This window comes from Actinomyces bovis (assembly GCF_900444995.1).
GTDB lineage: Bacteria > Actinomycetota > Actinomycetes > Actinomycetales > Actinomycetaceae > Actinomyces > Actinomyces bovis.
In genome coordinates, this window is record NZ_UAPQ01000003.1 from 1 (window position 1) to 19,310 (window position 19,310).

Genomic DNA, 19,310 nt, shown 5'->3' on the forward strand with positions numbered 1-19,310 from the left:
AAACCATGCCGTCGATATGGACTCTTGGGCAGGATCAGCCTGTTATCCCCGGGGTACCTTTTATCCGTTGAGCGACGACCCACCCACTCGGGATCGCCGGATCACTAGTTCCTGCTTTCGCACCTGCTTGACCTGTCGGTCTCGCAGTCAAGCTCCCTTGTGCACTTGCACTCAACACCTGGTTGCCCGACCAGGCTGAGGGAACCTTTGAGCGCCTCCGTTACTTTTTAGGAGGCAACCGCCCCAGTTAAACTACCCACCAGGCACTGTCCCTAACCCGGATCACGGGCCGAGGTTCAGGCGCACGCTATGGCCAGAGTGGTATTTCAACGATGACTCCACAATCACTGGCGTGACTGCTTCACGGTCTCCCACCTATCCTGCACAAGCCACAGCGGGCGCCAATACCAAGCTATAGTAAAGGTCCCGGGGTCTTTCCGTCCTTCTGCGCGTAACGAGCATCTTTACTCGTAATGCAATTTCGCCGAGTTCATGGTGGAGACAGTAGAGAAGTCGTTACGCCATTCGTGCAGGTCGGAACTTACCCGACAAGGAATTTCGCTACCTTAGGATGGTTATAGTTACCACCGCCGTTTACTGGGGCTTAAATTCACCGCTTCACCCCCAATGGGGTTGACAGCTCCTCTTAACCTTCCAGCACCGGGCAGGCGTCAGTCCGTATACATCGCCTTGCGGCTTCGCACGGACCTGTGTTTTTAGTAAACAGTCGCTTCTCCCTGGTCTCTGCGGCCCTCACCCCTAGCCCGCGTGGGGCTTCAAGGCTCGGGCCCCCCTTCTCCCGAAGTTACGGGGCATTTTGCCGAGTTCCTTCACCATGATTATCTCGTGCGCCTAGGCATACTCTGCCCGACCACCTGTGTCGGTTTAGGGTACGGGCGGCTGGCACCATCGCGTCGAGGCTTTTCTAGGCACCACAGGATCACCCTGATATCCCCCACTGAAAAAGCAGGGCCACCATCACGCCTCACCCCCGTCATCGAAGACAGCCCCCGGATTTACCTGGAGGACGGGCCGCGCGCTTGAACAGTCCAAGCCATTAGGACCGCCGGGCTACCACTGTGCGTCACCCCTGTTAATACGCTTGCCTACCTGCACGGAGGATCCCCAGACCCAAACCCACCACACCACAAGTGTCCCCCGAAAGAGACACCAGGGCATGACTGTGAGCCCAGGCGTGGGTTAGCACCCGCGCGTCAGCATGGGCGGTGCTTCGCCGGTACGGGAATATCAACCCGTTGCCCATCGACTACGCCTGTCGGCCTCGCCTTTAGGACCCGACTCACCCAGGGCGGACTAGCCTAGCCCTGGAACCCTTGGTCATTCGGCGCTAGGGTTTCTCACCCTAGTATCGCTACTCATGCCTGCATTCTCACTCCCACACCATCCACCCCTAGGTCACCCCGAGGCTTCACCCGGTGCAGGACCGCTCCCCTACCACCCACCACCCCCTGCCAAACCCCTCAAAAAATAGGGGGTAAGGAAGAAAAAAATTGTGGTGGGTCCGCGGCTTCGGCGGTGTGCTTGAGCCCCGCTACATTGTCGGCGCACGATCACTTGACCAGTGAGCTATTACGCACTCTTTCAAGGATGGCTGCTTCTAAGCCAACCTCCTGGTTGTCTGCGCGACCGCACATCCTTTCCCACTTAGCACACGCTTAGGGGGCCTTAGCCGGCGATCTGGGCTGTTTCCCTCTCGACCACGGAGCTTATCCCCCGCGGTCTCACTGCCCCGCTACAACCCGACGGCATTCGGAGTTTGGTTGACGTCAGTAACCCTGTGGGGCCCATCAGCCACCCAGTAGCTCTACCTCCGCCGGGCAACACGAGACGCTGCACCTAAATGCATTTCGGGGAGACCAGCTATCACGGAGTTTGATTGGCCTTTCACCCCTACCCACAGCTCATCCCCTCCATTTTCAACTGAAGTGGGTTCGGTCCTCCACACGCTCTTACACGTGCTTCAACCTGGCCATGGGTAGATCACCCCGCTTCGGGTCCAGACCGTGCCACTAAAACGCCCTTTCAGACTCGCTTTCGCTACGACTCCCCCAACACGGGTTAACCTCGCGACACAGCACTGACTCGCAGGCTCATTCTTCAAAAGGCACGCCATCACCCCGAAGGGCCCTGACGGCTTGTAAGCGCCCGGTTTCAGGTACTATTTCACTCCCCTCCCGGGGTACTTTTCACCATTCCCTCACGGTACTAATCCGCTATCGGTCATCAGGAAGTATTCAGGCAACCAAGTGGTCTTGGCAGATTCACACAGGATTCCACGAGCCCCGTGCTACTCGGGAACACACCCACACGGCCCAGACAGTTTAACCTACGGGGCTCTCACCCACTACGGCTCCCCTTCCCAGGAGATTCGGCTACCAACCAGGTTTATCACCGCGCCTACCACCGGCAGATGGCAGAAAAGCATGCCCCACAACCCCACAACCGCAACCCCTGCCGAGTAATCACACGATCATGGTTTAACCATCATCCGCTTTCGCTCGCCACTACTAACGGAATATCTTCTCCTGCGGGTACTGAGATGTTTCACTTCCCCGCGTCACCCCCCACACCCTATGAATTCAAGTGCAGGTGACACGACATAACTCGTGCCGGGTCCCCCCATTCGGACACCCTCGGATCACAGCCCGCTAGCCAGCTCCCCGAGGCTTATCGCAGGCCACCACGTCCTTCATCGGCCCCTGATGCCAAGGCATCCACCGAACGCTCATAAAAACAAACAAAACAAAACACCACCAACAAACGTTGATGGCAGCAAAGAACAAAGATGCTCGCGTCCACTATACAGTTCACAACCAACCCACCCACACCCCCCAAAACCACCCACCCCCAAAACAAGGGAGGCAGACAACCAAGAAGGAGCCAGGCACCAAACAGGGCGTATTACCCCAGGCCCCGACAGCATGCCACCCCCAACCCAACCCCCACACCAAAAGCACGAGGATCAGGTCAGGGCACCCAAACCAACCAGTATTTAACTAACTGGTATTCGGGTGGTTTTCTATACCAAAAGTTCCGAAAAACACAGCACCCAACCCCATAGCACCAAACCCCCCACCACCCAAAACGGGCAGTAAAAACAAAAAGACAGGCCCAGCCAAGGTCAGGCAAACAATAGTGCTCCTTAGAAAGGAGGTGATCCAGCCGCACCTTCCGGTACGGCTACCTTGTTACGACTTCGTCCCAATCACCAGCCCCACCTTCGACCGCTCCCCATAAGGCCACGGGCTTCGGGTGTTGCCAGCTTTCATGACGTGACGGGCGGTGTGTACAAGGCCCGAGAACGTATTCACCGCAGCGTTGCTGATCTGCGATTACTAGCGACTCCAACTTCACGGTGTCGAGTTGCAGACACCGATCCGAACTGAGACTGGCTTTAAGGGATTCGCTCCGCCTCACGACATCGCAACCCTCTGTACCAGCCATTGTAGCATGCGTGAAGCCCAAGACATAAGGGGCATGATGATTTGACGTCATCCCCACCTTCCTCCGAGTTAACCCCGGCAGTCTCCCGCGAGTCCCCACCACAACGTGCTGGCAACACGGGACAAGGGTTGCGCTCGTTGCGGGACTTAACCCAACATCTCACGACACGAGCTGACGACAACCATGCACCACCTGTGAAGGCGCTCCGAAGAGAAACCACGTCTCCGTGATCAACACCCACATGTCAAGCCTTGGTAAGGTTCTTCGCGTTGCATCGAATTAATCCGCATGCTCCGCCGCTTGTGCGGGCCCCCGTCAATTCCTTTGAGTTTTAGCCTTGCGGCCGTACTCCCCAGGCGGGGCACTTAATGCGTTAGCTACGGCGCGGAAACCCCGGAAAGAGCCCCCACACCTAGTGCCCAACGTTTACGGCGTGGACTACCAGGGTATCTAATCCTGTTCGCTCCCCACGCTTTCGCTCCTCAGCGTCAGTAACGGCCCAGAGACCCGCCTTCGCCACCGGTGTTCCTCCTGATATCTGCGCATTCCACCGCTACACCAGGAATTCCAGTCTCCCCTACCGCACTCAAGCCGGCCCGTACCCACCGCAAGCCTCCAGTTAAGCCAGAGGATTTCACGACAGACGCGACCAGCCGCCTACGAGCTCTTTACGCCCAATAATTCCGGACAACGCTCGCGCCCTACGTATTACCGCGGCTGCTGGCACGTAGTTAGCCGGCGCTTCTTATCCAGCTACCGTCAACCACCCCACAAAGAAGGCGGCCTGCTTCACTGGCGAAAGAGGTTCACAACCCGAAGGCCTACATCCCTCACGCGGCGTCGCTGCATCAGGCTTGCGCCCATTGTGCAATATTCCCCACTGCTGCCTCCCGTAGGAGTCTGGGCCGTGTCTCAGTCCCAGTGTGGCCGTCCACCCTCTCAGGCCGGCTACCCGTCAAAGCCTTGGTAGGCCATCACCCCACCAACAAGCTGATAGGCCGCGAGCCCATCCCCAACCAGAAAAAGAACCTTTCCAAACCCACCCATGCGAGCAGGCCAAAATATCCCGTATTAGCCACCCTTTCAAGCGGTTATCCAGAAGTCAGGGGCAGGTTACTCACGTGTTACTCACCCGTTCGCCACTCATCCACCCAGCAAGCTGGGCTTCACCGTTCGACTTGCATGTGTTAAGCACGCCGCCAGCGTTCGTCCTGAGCCAGGATCAAACTCTCCAAAAGAAACCAAAAAACAACCCACCAACCAAAAACAAAAGCCCTCAGCCAGCAAGAAGCCAATCAGAAACAGAAAACAAAACCCAAGCTCAACCCACCCCAAAACCAGAGCAGGCAAAACCAAAAAACAAGAACAAGACAACCAACCAACCCCAAAAACAGAGCCAACCAGCCACCCCATCCCAACAAATGACATAAAAAACATGACACACTATCGAGTTCTCAAACAACACACCCACAAAACAGCACCGAACCGTAATCCGGTGACTGCCTCAAGGCGACTCGATCAACTTTAGCGGCTAGAGCATCCGGAGTCAAAACGAAGTTCTGTGATCCGTAGCTCCGGCCCAATTGACCGATGCTGAAAACGCTTGGCTTTTCGGCCGCTGCGTTCGCAACGGGCAGTACTTTAAGCAAGCACTCCCCCACCTCGTCAAACTCGTAACCCATGATCCAAGACACACTCCGTCTGGAGCTCCGGCAGCCCCGTTCACCGGCATGCAAAAGGGCGCTCGGAGACACCTTCTCAGGTACCTCCGAGCGCCCCTAGTCAGCACTCATCAACTGCGCTTCAGCTACTCACTCCAGTGCAGTCAGCCGACAGGCATAGAACCCAACCACCGCCCAGCAGCCTCAGGCCTCATGAGCGAAGCGCCGCACCGCGCCGGCCACGGCGTCGGCAACGCGGGTGTCGAAGGCATTGGGGATGATGTAGACGGGACTGAGCTCCTCGCTCCTGATCACGCTGGCCACACCTTCTGCGGCAGCACGCAACAGGTCCATGGAGATGTCCACGATGCCCGTGTCCAGCAGCCCTCGAAACAGGCCGGGGAAGACCAGCACATTGTTGATCTGGTTCGGGAAGTCGGAGCGGCCAGTGGCCACCACGGCGGCAATGTCAGCTGCCCCAATCGGGTCTACCTCCGGAGTGGGGTTGGCCATCGCGAAGACAATCGCCCCCTCATTCATGACCTTGAGGTCCTCAGGCTGCAGCAAATCACCAGAAGAAACACCGATGAACACATCGGCCCCCACCAGGCCCTCCTTGAGGCTGCCGGTGACGTGACGCGGGTTGGTGTTCTCCGCAAGCCACCGGCGGTGCTCGTTCATGCCCTCGGTGTGGGCGCCGTCCAGCGCACCGGTGCGTCCATAACCAACAATGTCCTTGGCGCCGTGAGCCATGAGCAGCTTGGCGATCGCCGTGCCAGCCGCACCCACCCCAGACAGGACGATGCGCACATCCTCAATCTTCTTGCCCACCACCTTTAGGGCGTTGATAAGGGCAGCCAAGGTCACCACTGCGGTGCCGTGCTGGTCATCGTGGAAGACCGGGATATCCAGCTCTTCGCGCAGCCGGGCCTCGATGTCAAAACACTTGGGGGCGGCGATATCCTCCAGGTTGATGCCGCCGTAAGCGGGGGCGATCGCCTTGCAGATCGCAATGATCTCCTCAGGATCCTTAGTGTCCAGGGCCACCGGCCAGGCGTCGACGTCGCCAAACTGTTTGAAGAGCACAGCCTTGCCCTCCATAACGGGCATGGCGGCAGCGGGACCAATGTCGCCCAGGCCCAGCACCGCGGTGCCGTCAGTGACCACAGCCACAGTGTTCTTCTTGATGGTGAGCATGCGCGCCCGCTCAGGGTGGTCGTGAATCGCCTTGCAGACACGAGCCACCCCCGGGGTGTAAACCCGGGCCAGGTCGCGGCGGTTGCGGATTGGCGTGCGCGCTGCGATCTCCAGCTTGCCGCCCACGTGAGCTAAGAAGGTGGAGTCACCGACATTGCGAACTACCACGCCGTCGAGGGCCTTAATCGCTTCAACGAGCTGGCTGCGGTGTACAGAGTCGCGAGTGTCAGCGGTCAGGTCCACCACCAAGTGCTCGCCGTCGGCGTCGGCAACGTCTACACCGGTGACAATGGCGCCAGTTTTGCTGGCGGTCTCCACCAGGCCGGCGACGGCACTCTGGCTCGCTGGCACCTCTAGGTGCAGGGCAACGGTGTAGCTGGGACTGGGCTGAGCCATGAGCTCTCCTGAGATGTGGCCTGTTAGAACAGCCTCAGCCTAATTGCCTGCCACCAGCTGATCTGAACGCGTTCTCTCACTGAGATAGCTAGGTGGGGTGTGGGAATAACTTCTCCCACACCCCACCAACAGGTGCAATCCCAAGCCAGAAGCTCAGGCGCCGACGCGCTCCATCACCAGTTCACGCACGCGTTTGGCATCTGCTTGCCCCTTGGTCGCCTTCATCACAGCTCCCACGATCGCGCCCGCAGCCTGCACTTTGCCGCCCCGGATCTTCTCCGCCACATCAGGGTTGGCGGCCAGTGCCTCATCAACTGCAGCTAGGAGCGCAGAGTCATCCGAGACGACCTCCAGCCCCCGGGCCTCAACCACAGCAGCGGGGTCACCCTCACCAGCCAGAACTCCTTCAAGCACCTGGCGGGCCAGCTTGTCGGTTAGCTTGCCGGAGTCAACCAACCCCTGCAGCTGCGCCACCTGAGCCGGCGTAATCGCCAACTCCTCCAGCGCCACCTCACGATCCTTGGCATGGCGAGCCAACTCACCCATCCACCACTTGCGAGCCGCCTGACCGGTGGTGCCAGCCAAGGCCGTGGCCTCAATCAGGTCCAGGGCGCCAGCGTTGACTACATCCCGCATCTCGTCATCTGCCAGGCCCCACTCGGCCTTGAGACGACGGCGCTTGGCGGCCGGCAGCTCAGGCAGAGCCGCACGAATCTCTTCCACCCACTCCCGGCTGGGAGCTACCGGCACCAGGTCCGGCTCCGGGAAGTAGCGGTAGTCGTCAGCGTCAGACTTCACGCGTCCCGCCCGGGTGGTGCCGTCAGCCTGCCCGTGACGGGTCTCCTGCAGCACCTCCCCGCCCGCAGCCAGGATCGCAGCCTGGCGGCTAATCTCGTAGCGGATCACGGCGTCAATACCCTTGAAAGTGTTGACGTTCTTGGTCTCCGTGCGGGTTCCCAACGGTGCCTCCGGGGACTGCCGCAGCGAAACATTCACATCCGCGCGCACATTGCCGCGCTCCATACGTGCTTCCGAGACGCCCAGGGCCCGGAAGATGTCACGCAGAGTGCGCACATAGGCGGCGGCAACCTCCGGAGCCCTAGCTCCAGCGCCTAACACCGGGCGCGAGACGATCTCTACCAGCGGTACACCGGCGCGGTTGTAATCCACCAGCGAGTGGGAGGCACCCTCGATGCGGCCGTCAGCCCCACCAATGTGGGTGTTCTTCCCAGCGTCCTCCTCCATGTGTGCCCGCTCAATAGGCACCGTAAACAGGCTGCCGTCCTCCAATTCGACCTCCAGAGCACCGTCGTAGGCGATGGGCTCATCAGACTGGGAGGTCTGGAAGTCCTTAGAAAGATCCGGGTAGAAGTAGTTCTTGCGCGCAAAACGGCAGGATTCAGCGATCTTGCAGCCCAGAGCCAAGCCAATGCGGATCGCATACTCCACGCCCTTGGCGTTAGCTACCGGCAAGGCACCCGGCAGGCCCACTGAGGTAGGCGTGACCATAGTGTTGGGCTGCGCCCCAAAGACGTTAGGCGCAGCGTCGAACATCTTGGTGGCGGTGCCCAGTTCGACGTGCACCTCCAGCCCAATGACCGGGTCGTAGCGGCGCACCGCCTCATCGAAGTCCATCAGCTCGTCGCTCATCTCAGTTCACCTCCAACTCGGGCGCCTGGGCCAGCAAGTGACCGCCCCAACGCTCCTCCAGTGCGGCCTCAAGCACCGCCCCTACGCGGTAGAGGCGATCATCGGCGCGCTGCGGCGCCAGGACCTGGAAGCCGACGGGCAAGCCGTCGTCGCTCAGGCCCGAAGGCAGGCTCATGCCTGGCACGCCCGCCAAGTTCGCAGGGATGGTGGTGACGTCCAGCTTGTACATGGCCAGCGGATCGTCCTTCTCCCCAAATTTGTAGGCGGTAACCGGCGCGGTGGGTGAAACCAGTACGTCAAAACCCTCCCAAGCGGCCACAAAGTCACGCTGGATAAGGGTGCGCACCTTCTGGGCGCTGCCGTAGTAGGCGTCGTAGTAACCAGCGGACAGCACATGCGTGCCCAGGATGATGCGGCGCTTGACCTCATCACCAAAGCCCGCGCCTCGGGTGGCGGCCATAACGGTCTCCGCGGTTACCGGTCCGGAAGTGGGTTCCACTCGCAGGCCGTAACGCATGCCGTCGTAGCGAGCCAGGTTGGAGGAGGCCTCTGCCGGCATAATCAGGTAGTAGGCGTCCAGCGCATACTCCAGGTGCGGCAAGGAGACAGTCTCAAGCTGTGCACCCGCGGCCTCCAGCAGCTTTAGGGCCGCGTGGAAGGAGGAGACGACGCCGTCGTGATAGCCCTCGCCACCGTCGAGCTCCTTAATGACACCAACGCGCAGGCCCGTCAGGTCACGCCCGGCCTGGGCAGCGCGCACAACCTCGGCCATGCCGCGAGGGGCGTCAGCCAAGCTGGTGGAGTCCAGCGGGTCATGGGAGGCAATGACGTCGTGCAGCAGGGCGGTGTCCAGGACAGTGCGGGCCATCGGTCCGGGGGTGTCCAAGGAGGAGGCCATAGCGATCACGCCAAAGCGGGACACGGTGCCATAGGTGGGTTTTACGCCGACGGTGCCGGTGACCGCGGCCGGCTGACGGATGGAGCCGCCCGTGTCCGTGCCCAGGGCCAGTGGCGCCTCGAAGGCCCCCACCGCCGCTGCGGAGCCGCCGGAGGAGCCGCCGGGAATGCGCGCCAGGTCCCAGGGGTTCGCGGTGCGCTTGTAGGCGGAGTGCTCGGTGGAGCCGCCCATGGCGAACTCGTCCAGGTTGGTCTTGCCCAAGATGGGCAGGTGCGCGGCACGCAGATTGGCGACGGCGGTGGCGTCGTAGGGCGGCACCCAGCCCTCAAGGATCTTGGAGGCGGCGGTGGTGACCTGGCCACGGGTGACAAAGAGGTCCTTCACCGCCACCGGCACACCGGTCAACTCATGGGTGGCGCGGCCTTCACGGCGGGCAGTATCCGCAGCATCGGCGGCAGCCAAAGCCTTAGCAGCATCCACGTCCAGGAAGGCGCCCACGGCACCGTCGACTGCAGTTACGCGCTCCAGGTGGGCCTGGGTGAGTTCGCGCGAGGAGACTTCGCCAGCGGCGAGGGCGGCGGCCTGCTCGGCGGCAGTGGACTTGATGGAAACGGTCATGAGGCGTCGTCCTCCCCCAGAATCTGCGGCACCAAGAACATGGAGTCCTCGGCGGCAGGAGCGCCGGCTAGCAGCTCCTCCACATCGAGGGTGGGGCCGGGGACGTCCTCACGCAGGACGTTGCTTAAGGGGACAGGGTGGGAGGTGGCAGGCAGCTCAGGCGTGACGACGCTGGTGACCCGGGCGAAGGAGGAGGCGACGGCGTCGAGCTCACCGGCTAGGCGCGTCACCTCCGCATCGCTCAACGCCACCCTTGCGAGCGCCGCAACGCGGGCGACCTCGTCTTTGGAGATAGCGGACATGCAGCGAGTCTAACCGCCCTGGACTGTCACAGGTCTCCGGTGCTGTCTCAAAGGGATGATGCGTTGCACCTATCTATAATTCCTTGAAACCGTCATGCATGATCTCACAGCGAGATGGGGAGTTAGAACGATTGACAGATCGCACTATGGCCACTGTCATAGACCACAAGGTAGTTGTGCCCGAGCCGGTGCACCCAGGCCTCATGAACAGGATCGAGCAGTGCCAGAACAGGACCTGAACCAGCCCAGCCTCACCGCCTCAGGCGGCGCGGCAGTGGCAACGGCGCCCTTTCCGGTCCGCGCCACGCCTGAGCGGAATGAGCCCTTGAGTGCGCCTGTACTGGGTGGTACGACCTCCGACCTGTCCCCCACGTTCGCTCCCATTGCCGCCCCCGGTGAGGCCGCTGACGCATATGACAAGCCCCGCCGTCGCCGCAAGCTCTTGTTCTGGATCGGCGGAGCGGCAGCCCTGCTCCTGCTGACTGGAGGCATTGGCGGCGCCGCCTATGCGAACTACTACTCCAGCGTGGCCCTGCCCAGAACTACCGTCTCTGGCAGCGACGTCGCCGGCATGAGCCGTGAGCAGATCGTCAACCTGGTCAATTCTCGCGCTGAAAACGTGACAATCACCGTCACAGGCGACGTAACTGGCTCCGCAAAGCTGGCCGACCTGGGCACCAGCGTTGACGCCGAAGCCACCGCCGACGCGGTGCTGCAGCCCAACAGTTCCGTGCTAAATCGTTTCAAGGCCCTGCTTTCACAGCGGGCAGTCCCAGTGGTCGCCACCAGTGACCCGGACAAAGCCACTACTTACGCCAATGGTCTTATCCCTGGGGAGGCAGTGGTTGCCAAGAATGCCTCGGTTGCCTTGGCTGATGACGGCCTATCCTTCAAGGCCGTGGCAGGCTCAGCCGGCAAGACCCTCGACGCCGCTGATTTGGCCGAAGCAGCTAAGCAAGCTGGCGCCACCCTGACCTCTTCAGAGGTCTCCATGACCTTCACCGAGAAGACCCCCGACATCACGGACGCAGACGCCACCACTGCTGCAAATGACGCAAATACGCGGCTCAAGCAAGACGTCACCATCACCAGCGCCGACGGCGACTACTCCTTCACCGCCGACGTAGCCACCAAGGCCACTTGGCTCAGTGTGAAGCCTGGAGAGGACGGCAAACTCGCCGTCAACGTTGACAGCACTGCCATCACCAACTGGGTGGATAAGCAGGCTGAAGAAGTCAATACCGAACCGATCACCGGCAAACGCAATGTCAACGCTGCAGGGCAGGTCGTCTCCATTTCGCAGGAGGCCATCGATGGACGCAAGGTCTCCAATGGTGCTGATCTGGCCAAGGGCATTGGTGAGGCCCTCAGCGGTAACCAGGCTTACTCCGGCGCCTTCGTCATGAAGGAAGAGAAGGCGGAGTGGAAGCAACGCACCGTCGCCTCTGGTGCGGAAAACCTGGCTTACCAGGCGGCTCCTGGCGAGAAATGGGTTGATATCAACCTCTCCAGCAAAACAGTCACCGCCTACTCCGGCGCCACTGTGGTCCGTGGCCCAGAGTCGATGGTTGATGGCGAGGACAAAACCCCCACCATCACCGGCGTCTACAACGTCTATCTCAAATACGAGACGCAGACCATGAAGGGCAAGAACGCGGACGGCACCCCCTACGAGACCAAGGACGTCCCCTGGGTCACCTATTGGAATGGTTCCTACGCCCTGCATGGCGCACCTTGGCGCGCTAACTTTGGTTACTCCGGCTCACACGGCTGTGTGAACCTGCCCGTATCCACCGCCAAGTGGTACTACGACTGGACCGAGATGGGCACCGTCGTAGTCAGCCACTGGTGAGCCACGGCGGATAGACCAAGGCAGCTAGGCCTCAGCACCCTCACCTGGCGGTTAATGCTCTGGCAGCCGGTACCCCGGCATCCCCTGGACCAACTAGTGTGGCGCGGCTTTGCCCCACCATCCGGGCGAGCCCGCCATCGCCTCACGGAATAGCGGCCGCCCCCTCCTCCAGCAGCCGTAGGAAACCAGTTTCATCCAGCACGGGAACGCCCAGCTCACGGGCCTTGGTCTCCTTAGAACCCGCGTTCTCCCCCACGACCACCACGCTGGTGCGCTTGGACACCGAACCGGCCGCCTTACCGCCCCGCGAGACGATCGCCTCCTTGGCACTGTCCCGCGTAAAGCCTGCCAAGGTGCCGGTGACCACCACCGTCAGCCCAGCCAATACCTGGGCAGGTGCCTCCCCCGCGCTTTCGTCCGCACTGCGCACCCCGGCGGCCTCCCAGCGCTCCAGGATCTCCTGGTGCCAGTCCACCTCCCGCCACCGCACCCAGGACTCCGCAATCACCGGACCGACGCCGTCGACCTGTGCCAGCTCCTCCGCCGGTGCCTGCCGCAGCGCAGACAGGGATCCAAAACGAGCTGCCAGAGCCCTGGCAGCCGTTGGCCCCACATGGCGCACAGACAGTGCTACCAGCACGCGCCACAGGGGTTGGTGACGGGCAGCCTCCAACTGCGCCAACACTGCCGTGGCGTTCTTGCCGGGGACAGTTTCCTTCTTGACGCTGCCGTCTGGGGCATAGGTGGCTTTGGTCCAGAAGAAACGCATGCGGCGCCAGTCGCCAGTCTCCTGGCCACTGCGGGAGATTGGGCGCCAAACCTGCACATCCCGCAAGTCAGCTGCGCTCAGTTCAAAGAGAGCGGCCTCCCCGGTTAGCACCGGTGCTTGCTCCCCCAGCCCGTGCTCAGCCAGCAGCGCCTCCACGGCCTCCACCCGCTCAGAGGGATGCAATGCCTCCAGGGCTTTCGGCTTGAGGCGCAGCTTGCCGCGCTCGGTCTCCAGGCTATGCCCGGCGGCCATAGCGGCGACGGCGTCGGCCCGCCCGGAGTCTGGCTGCGTGAGGGCGGCGGCGGCCTCATCCCCCAGACCCTCCACATCTAAGGCACCTCGGGAGCCGATATGGGCCACGCGTTCAGTCAGCTGGGCGGGGCAGGAGCGGGTGTTGGGACAGCGCAGGTCTACATCGCCTTCTTTGGCGGGAGCCAGGGTGGTGCCACAGGAAGGGCACTGGGTTGGCATGACGAAGGGGCGTTCGGAGCCGTCGCGGGCCTCCAGAACTGGGCCGACGATCTCTGGGATCACGTCTCCGGCCTTGCGCAGCAGCACTAGGTCACCAATGCGCACCCCTTTACGGGCCACCTCGGTGGCGTTGTGCAGGGTGGCGCGGGATACCGTGGAGCCCGCCACAAGCACCGGTTCCATGATGCCGAAGGGGGTGACGCGGCCGGTGCGCCCCACCTGCACATCGATGTCCAACAGGCGGGTGTGTACCTCCTCGGGCGGGTACTTATAGGCACTAGCCCAGCGGGGCACTCGGGAAGTAAAGCCCATAGCGGTCTGCAATTCACGCGAGTCAACTTTGAAGACAATGCCGTCGATCTCGTGGATCAGATCATGGCGGTGCTCCGCGTAGCGGGTGATGAAATCCCGCCGTTCCTGGGCGCCGCGCACCACTGCGTTATACGGAGATACCGGCAAGCCCCAGGAGTCCAGCAGCGCATACCATTGGTGCTGTGCGGTGGGCAGGGGGAATTCCTGACCCACAGCGGGGCGGATCGCACCGACGCCGTGGGCAATCATGGCGAGCGGCCGGGAAGCGGTGATTTGGGGGTCTTTTTGCCGCAGAGAGCCCGCGGCGGCGTTGCGCGGGTTGGCGAATACCTGCAGCGGCGCTTCTTTGCGTGGACGTTTGCCGGAGGCCTCCGCCTCCAGGGCGGCGTTGCGCGCCTCGCGGGCGGCGTTTTCCTTACGGCGGGCCTCATTAAAGGCCTTGAACTCGGCGGTGGGAAAGTAGACCTCACCCCGGACCTCCAGCAGTGCCGGGTGTCCTTGCCCCACCAGCACCTGAGGCACCGATGCGATGGTGCGGATATTAGCCGTCACGTCCTCGCCGACGTCACCATTGCCTCGGGTAGCGGCGCGGGTAAGAACTCCGTTTTCATAAGTGAGAGCCACCGCGAGGCCGTCGATTTTGACCTCGGCGGTCAGTGGCTGCTCGGCGTCTGGGATGCCGGTGTCTGCCGCCACGCGCGCCGCCCACTCATCCACCTCCTCCAGGCTGAAAACATCCTGCAGGGAATACATGCGTTCATGGTGCCGGGCCTCAGCAAAGTCTTGGACCCGCCTTCCACCTACGGCACGAGTAGGTGAGGAATCGGCCGCCAAAGCGGGATAAGCGGCCTCTAGGGCCTCAAGTTCGCGGTAGGCGGCGTCGTATTCCGCGTCAGACCACGGGCTCTGGGCCTCGGTGTCCTCGTAGTAGGCGCGCCGCGCCTGAGAGACCAGTTTGGCGAGTTCGCGCCAGCGGGCGCGAGCCTTGTCCGATGGCTCCGGAGAAGTAGCTGATGCTGCCGGAGTGCCGGTGGGGGTGTCCTGTGGCTCAGGCGGGAGGGCGCTCATGGCGCAATTGTGGCGCAGGGCTAGTGGGCTGCGGGTTAATGAACTCCAGCTCGGTGGGCTCGGGGATGGCAAGCTCGGGGCACGGCAGGACCAAGCCTGGGTGATCCACGCGGCTGTTGCCCACCTCTGGGCCCACCGGGTGGCAGGTGAGTTCGGCGCGGCTGCCGTCAAGGATGGCTAGGGCGTGCGCCGGGTTCGTAATGCGGGGGTCGATCCAGCGCAGGGCAGCACTTTTGTGCAGCGTCACTGGTTCACGTTCATGCAGCCAGGCGAGGTCTGGTGCGGCGGGTCTGGTCAAGATCGTGGCGGTCAGCAGCCAGTTGCCGTGCAGGGCTGGGCCGGGGCGAACAGGCCGACTGCCGTCCGGGGTTGGGGCTTCCGGCAGCCGCCACCAAGAGCACAGGCCCGCGAGCGCCAGCGGGCTGCCATCGGCGGAGCGCACCGCGTAGGGCTGTTTGCTGGAGACGGTTGGTGCTTGGGGCCACTCGTACCAGCAGTCGGCGGGCAAGATGCAGCGGAAGGAGCGCAGGGCGGTGCGGAAGGTGGGTTTGTTGGCGACAGTTTCACGGCGGGCGTTAAAGGCCCGGAAGCCTTCTGCTGGCTCTTTGGCCCAGGGTGGCAAGAGGCCCCAGCGGGCGGTGCGAAGTTCGCGGGCGACGGCGGCGTCTCCGTCGGGATCGATTATCGGCCGCGGGACGGTGCCTTGTTTGGGTGTTTGGCTGCTGCTGGGGGCTGGCTGGGCTTCGAGGCGTTCTATGAGGACGCGGATATCCGCTCCGGGGGCGTGGTTCCAGGAGGCGGGTATGGCTTGGGCTTCTGGGGTGAGGGCGGCGCTGTACCAGATGGCCAGGTCTGCCCCTGGGGTCCATGAGCCGTAGCGTCCGCACATGTTTTAAGGGTCGCATGGCTTGGCGGGGGCGGGAACGGCTTTGTTGGCTGCGCTCCACAGGTACTGCCGGTGGCGGCGGCGTCATCAGATCACCGGTATTGCCAGCAGCGGCCTGTCTTGGAGTACCCAAGCTTGAACCAAGGCGTGGGCGCCGAGGAGCCGAGCAAGTTCAGGGAGGCGGTATGGATAGTGCGGGGGCGGAACTGGCGGCGCAGGCCAGGGCAGCGCTGCGTAGTCCTTGGCATCTGGCGGTCCTGGAGGGTGCTGACGCTGGTGGGGTGCTTGCGGTGGGCAGTCGGCTGCGGGACCGGGTGGGCCGGGCTGCACTGCCGCATGACCCGCTGGTCTCCCGGCGGCATCTGAGTGTAAAAGCGCTGGCAGGGGGCGTGAGTTGCACTGATGTTGGCTCAACTAACGGGGTCCGGTTCAGGCGCGTAGGCCGCCGGGCAGCCGGGGCAGCCTCAGGAGCGCGGCGAGGAAAGCAGTGGTGCAGCTGGCGGTATAAGAGCTTGCGAGGTGAGCGGCTGCTGCGGGCTGGCGACGAGCTAATGCTTGGAAGCAGTCGACTGGTGTTGCGTAAGCGACCAACTGATCTGCACCTGAACTCACCTACTTCAAGTCGACGTCGGGGCTGGGGTGGTCTGTTGCTGCCGCTGCTGTTGGTGGGTGCTATGGGTGGGAGCCTGTTGCTGATGCTGTTGCGTCCCCAGGGAGGCCGACCTTGGCTAGGCCTGGTCACGAGCGCGCCAATCATGCTGATGATGTTGCTGCGGCTGCTACCTACGTCAAGGAGGCTGGGAAAGAAGGAGCCAGCCCGGGGTCCTCGGGGCGCTCGGCGCCGTCCCCGCCGCAAGGAACGGCGGTTAGTGCCGGATCTGTGCCAGTTGCTGTTGGCCGTGGCGTCCCGGGATCGGAGCCTGGTGCACGCTGAGAGCGCGGCTGAGCGTGCAGAGCAGAGCGAACTCGCCGCCTGGTTGGATGCCGGCGGCACGCAGGTGCTGTGTGTGGCCGACGGCGACCAGGTGGCCCTGCGCGGCGACCGTGCTGAGGATGCACTGGTGTGGTGGCTGGGACAGGTTCTAGCTTCTGGGAAGGTGCAGCTTGCGCCGGTGCCGGGAGGCTTTCGGCTGTGCTGGGCCAGAGAAAACCGTGGCCTTCGACCAGGCACTAACCCCGGCCAGCGTCTGGGAGGCAGCGGGCCGGACCGGGGCTTGGAGGCTTCGGTGAGGTCTTGCCAGGCGTTGCTGTTGCTTACTGACCGCGGGCATCTGCCTGAGCTGGCCATGAGCATCGTCGACCTGCAAGCACCCCCGCCTTGCCCAGGTCCTGACTGGTGGCCTGCATTGGCGCGCCTGGCAGGCCTGGCGCCCTCCGAGTGGCGGCTGCCCAGTGAGCACCAGGAGATTGTTGCAGCGCCCGGCGAGGCGGAGGTCTCCCCGCCCCGGCGTCTGGAGGAGGTGGTTGACGGCACCGATTCAGCCAGTATCCGGCAGCGGTGGGAGCAATGGTCTCCCGGTTGCATGTCACTGCCTGCGCAGCTGGGGCTGGCCGTGGGCGAGGCTGAGGCCGGTCAGGTTGACCTAGTGGTTGAGGGGCCGCATGCATTGGTGGCGGGCACCACCGGCTCGGGCAAGTCTGAGCTGTTGTTGTCCTGGATTGCACAGTTGGCCTTGGCAACTCCTCCGAGTGCGCTGTCCTTCGTGCTGGTCGACTACAAGGGTGGGGCGGCCTTTGGGCCATTAGCTCGCCTGCCGCATACCGCGGGTGTGCTCACGGACCTAGATGGAGCGGGAACCATCCGGGCTTTGGCTTCCATGCAGGCGGAGGTACGCCGTCGGGAGCGGTTGCTGGCTAGTTTTGGGGCAAAGGATCTGGCTGGTTTGCCGGTGGCTGAGATGCCAGCGCGGCTGGTGGTGGTGGTCGATGAATTCGCGACTATGGCGGCGCAGCACCAGGAGGTGCTCTCCACCTTGGTGCGGTTGGCCTCACAAGGCCGCAGTCTGGGCATCCACCTGGTGCTGGCTTCGCAGCGGCCTGGGGAGGGTTTAAGCCCCACGATTCGGGCTAATACGAGTTTGCGCGTATGCCTGCGGGTGCTGGAGCCGCAGGACTCCCGTGACCTGTTGGGGCACGATGGCGCGCACCGGCTGCCGACTGAGCCGGGGGTCTTCATGCTGGCCGGGGTGCCGCAGGTGCTGCGGGCAGCGTGGTGTGGCCCTGAGGCAGAGCTCAATGCCTTGGTTGCAGGGATCTGCCAGGCGGCTGTCGGATTAGCGACGCCGTGGCGCCCTTGGGCGGAACCCCTGCCGCAGGCGCTGGAGCGGCCCGCGCTGCAGGCCGAAAAGCGGCTTGGGGACGGGCCTGAGGTAGCGCAACTTGAGGAACCGGTGGCCGGGGGCTTAGCGGAGCTGCCAGCCGATCTGTTTGCAGGGCCAGAGTATGGGCTGCTGTTGGCGCGCACGGACCTGCCGGAGCAGCAGTCCCTGGGCTGGTGGGCCTGGGATCAAGACCGGCCGTTGCTGGTGCTTGGCAGCCCAGGTTCGGGGCGCTCCACAACCTTGTGGTCTGCGGCCGCAGCGGCCCTAGCCCGAGGCTGGCAGGTGCATGTCATTGGCGAGCCGACAGGTCTCTACGCGACCTGGGGTCTGAATGCTGAGCTACCACCCATGAGGGGGCCTGAGCCGTGGCCTGGGCAGCAGGCAGGCGCCAGGCCGGAACCCAGCGGTCAGCCGGAGGTAGGCGGGCTTCCTGGCCTGGGTACGGTGGCCGGGCTTGATGACCCCCGGCGCATCACGCGCTTGTTGCAACTGGCGGCAAACGGCGCTCTGGGGCATGCCTTGCTGCTGATAGACGACGTCGACCATGTGCTGGGCATCGTAGATGAACAACTGGGCGGCGGCGAAGGTACCAACCTACTTAGCTCCTTACTGCGCGCCGCACCAGCTTTCGGCACTTCCCTGGCCCTTGCTGCGCCGCTGAGCGCCGCTACCGCACGTTGGGCCGGTGCCTTGGGTCTGCGGCTGGTGCTGGGTGCCAGCCAGCCCTTCCACGCGGCAACAGCTGGTCTGCCGCGGGGCGTGCTGACAGGCAAAGGGGCGGGGCGAGGTGTGCTCCTAGATGGCGACGATGTGCTGGCCTGTCAAGTGTTGCTACCTGCAGCCTGGGAGTTGGAGGCTGCCAGTGGGTCGGAAGTCTTTGAGAGCCAGCGCCCGCCTCTGCGGCTTCTGCCGCTGCCCGAGCAGTTGTTGCAGGCAAGTCTTCCGGCTGGCTCCTGGGCTGTGGGTGGTGACTTGGGAGAGCCGCTGGCGGTTCCAGTTGGGCGCTGTGTGCTGGTGGTTGGTCCTCCGGGTTCGGGGCGCAGCACGACGCTAGCCTCGCTGGCCTGGGCTGCTGGGCCGCAGGCGCTGGTTTGTGATGACTTGGACTTAGCTGACCCGGTCACTGCCCAGCAGGTTGAGACCGCAGTCAGTCAGGGGGTGCAGGTTCTGGCTTCGGCGACCACCGAACGCGCTTTCGGTTCCTACCGGGGGCCCGTGCATCTGTTGCGCGAACGAGCGGATCTGGTGGTGCTGTGGCCCTTGCTTGGTCCGGCTTCCCAGTTGGCGGGGGTCAATCTGCGGGCGGCTGGCGACGCACGGCGGCCCACTCTGCCAGGCCGTGGTGCGCTGGTTTCTAGGGGCTCTGTGACGCCCGTGCAAACAGCCTTGCCGATATCGTCCAGCATCGAGGGTAGGCGGGAATCTAGCCACTTGAGTGCATAAC

The 19,310-nt window shown here is 63.1% G+C and carries 8 protein-coding genes and 2 rRNA genes; 2 read left to right on the forward strand and 8 right to left on the reverse strand.

Annotated features, from left to right (window positions below; all coding sequences use genetic code 11):
• The 6 genes from DR039_RS03455 to gatC all read right to left on the reverse strand — a co-directional run.
• Window positions 1–2,762 (reverse strand): 23S ribosomal RNA (locus DR039_RS03455); the annotation flags it as partial.
• A gap of 405 nt (window positions 2,763–3,167) precedes the next feature.
• Window positions 3,168–4,703, reverse strand: a 16S ribosomal RNA gene (locus DR039_RS03460).
• Between the two features lie 627 nt (window positions 4,704–5,330).
• Window positions 5,331–6,719, reverse strand: coding sequence for an NAD-dependent malic enzyme (locus DR039_RS03465; protein ID WP_111836032.1), 1,389 nt, complete (start codon window positions 6,717–6,719; stop codon window positions 5,331–5,333).
• Between the two features lie 153 nt (window positions 6,720–6,872).
• A complete protein-coding gene (gene gatB / locus DR039_RS03470) occupies window positions 6,873–8,369 on the reverse strand; it encodes an Asp-tRNA(Asn)/Glu-tRNA(Gln) amidotransferase subunit GatB (protein WP_111836033.1) in 1,497 nt (498 codons plus the stop codon).
• A gap of 1 nt (window position 8,370) precedes the next feature.
• Window positions 8,371–9,885 carry an Asp-tRNA(Asn)/Glu-tRNA(Gln) amidotransferase subunit GatA gene (gene gatA / locus DR039_RS03475; protein WP_111836034.1) on the reverse strand — a complete coding sequence of 505 codons (1,515 nt, stop codon included), beginning with the start codon at window positions 9,883–9,885 and terminating at the stop codon, window positions 8,371–8,373.
• Window positions 9,882–10,187 (reverse strand): Asp-tRNA(Asn)/Glu-tRNA(Gln) amidotransferase subunit GatC, encoded by a 306-nt coding sequence (gene gatC, locus DR039_RS03480; protein WP_111836035.1) that lies wholly within the window; start codon window positions 10,185–10,187, stop codon window positions 9,882–9,884. Before gatC ends, gatA begins: the two co-directional genes overlap by 4 nt.
• 220 nt (window positions 10,188–10,407) lie before the next feature.
• On the opposite strand from gatC, the gene DR039_RS03485 reads away from it, so the two are divergent.
• Window positions 10,408–12,039 carry a L,D-transpeptidase family protein gene (locus DR039_RS03485; protein WP_229116773.1) on the forward strand — a complete coding sequence of 544 codons (1,632 nt, stop codon included), beginning with the start codon at window positions 10,408–10,410 and terminating at the stop codon, window positions 12,037–12,039.
• A 142-nt stretch (window positions 12,040–12,181) separates the two neighbouring features.
• Here the strand turns inward: DR039_RS03485 and ligA are convergent, their stop codons facing one another.
• Both ligA and DR039_RS03495 read right to left on the reverse strand, forming a co-directional pair.
• The gene (ligA, locus tag DR039_RS03490; RefSeq protein WP_111836036.1) at window positions 12,182–14,659 is read right to left on the reverse strand and encodes an NAD-dependent DNA ligase LigA; all 2,478 of its coding nucleotides are present in this window, start codon (window positions 14,657–14,659) and stop codon (window positions 12,182–12,184) included.
• A complete protein-coding gene (locus DR039_RS03495) occupies window positions 14,640–15,548 on the reverse strand; it encodes an SOS response-associated peptidase (protein ID WP_111836068.1) in 909 nt (302 codons plus the stop codon). The genes ligA and DR039_RS03495 overlap by 20 nt, the downstream gene beginning before the upstream one ends.
• Window positions 15,549–16,117: 569 nt before the next feature.
• Between DR039_RS03495 and DR039_RS03500 the strand changes: the two genes are divergently transcribed.
• Window positions 16,118–19,309, forward strand: coding sequence for an ATP-binding protein (locus DR039_RS03500; RefSeq protein ID WP_170166859.1), 3,192 nt, complete (start codon window positions 16,118–16,120; stop codon window positions 19,307–19,309).
• Window position 19,310 lies beyond the last annotated feature (1 nt).

What these genes read in the sequence shown, in the direction of transcription:
- DR039_RS03465 (WP_111836032.1), bottom strand. Translation starts at nt 6,719, where the DNA reads ATGGCTCAGCCCAGTCCCAGCTACACCGTTGCCCTGCACCTAGAGGTG.
- gatB (WP_111836033.1), bottom strand. Translation starts at nt 8,369, where the DNA reads ATGAGCGACGAGCTGATGGACTTCGATGAGGCGGTGCGCCGCTACGAC.
- gatA (WP_111836034.1), bottom strand. Translation starts at nt 9,885, where the DNA reads ATGACCGTTTCCATCAAGTCCACTGCCGCCGAGCAGGCCGCCGCCCTC.
- gatC (WP_111836035.1), bottom strand. Translation starts at nt 10,187, where the DNA reads ATGTCCGCTATCTCCAAAGACGAGGTCGCCCGCGTTGCGGCGCTCGCA.
- ligA (WP_111836036.1), bottom strand. Translation starts at nt 14,659, where the DNA reads ATGAGCGCCCTCCCGCCTGAGCCACAGGACACCCCCACCGGCACTCCG.
- DR039_RS03495 (WP_111836068.1), bottom strand. Translation starts at nt 15,548, where the DNA reads ATGTGCGGACGCTACGGCTCATGGACCCCAGGGGCAGACCTGGCCATC.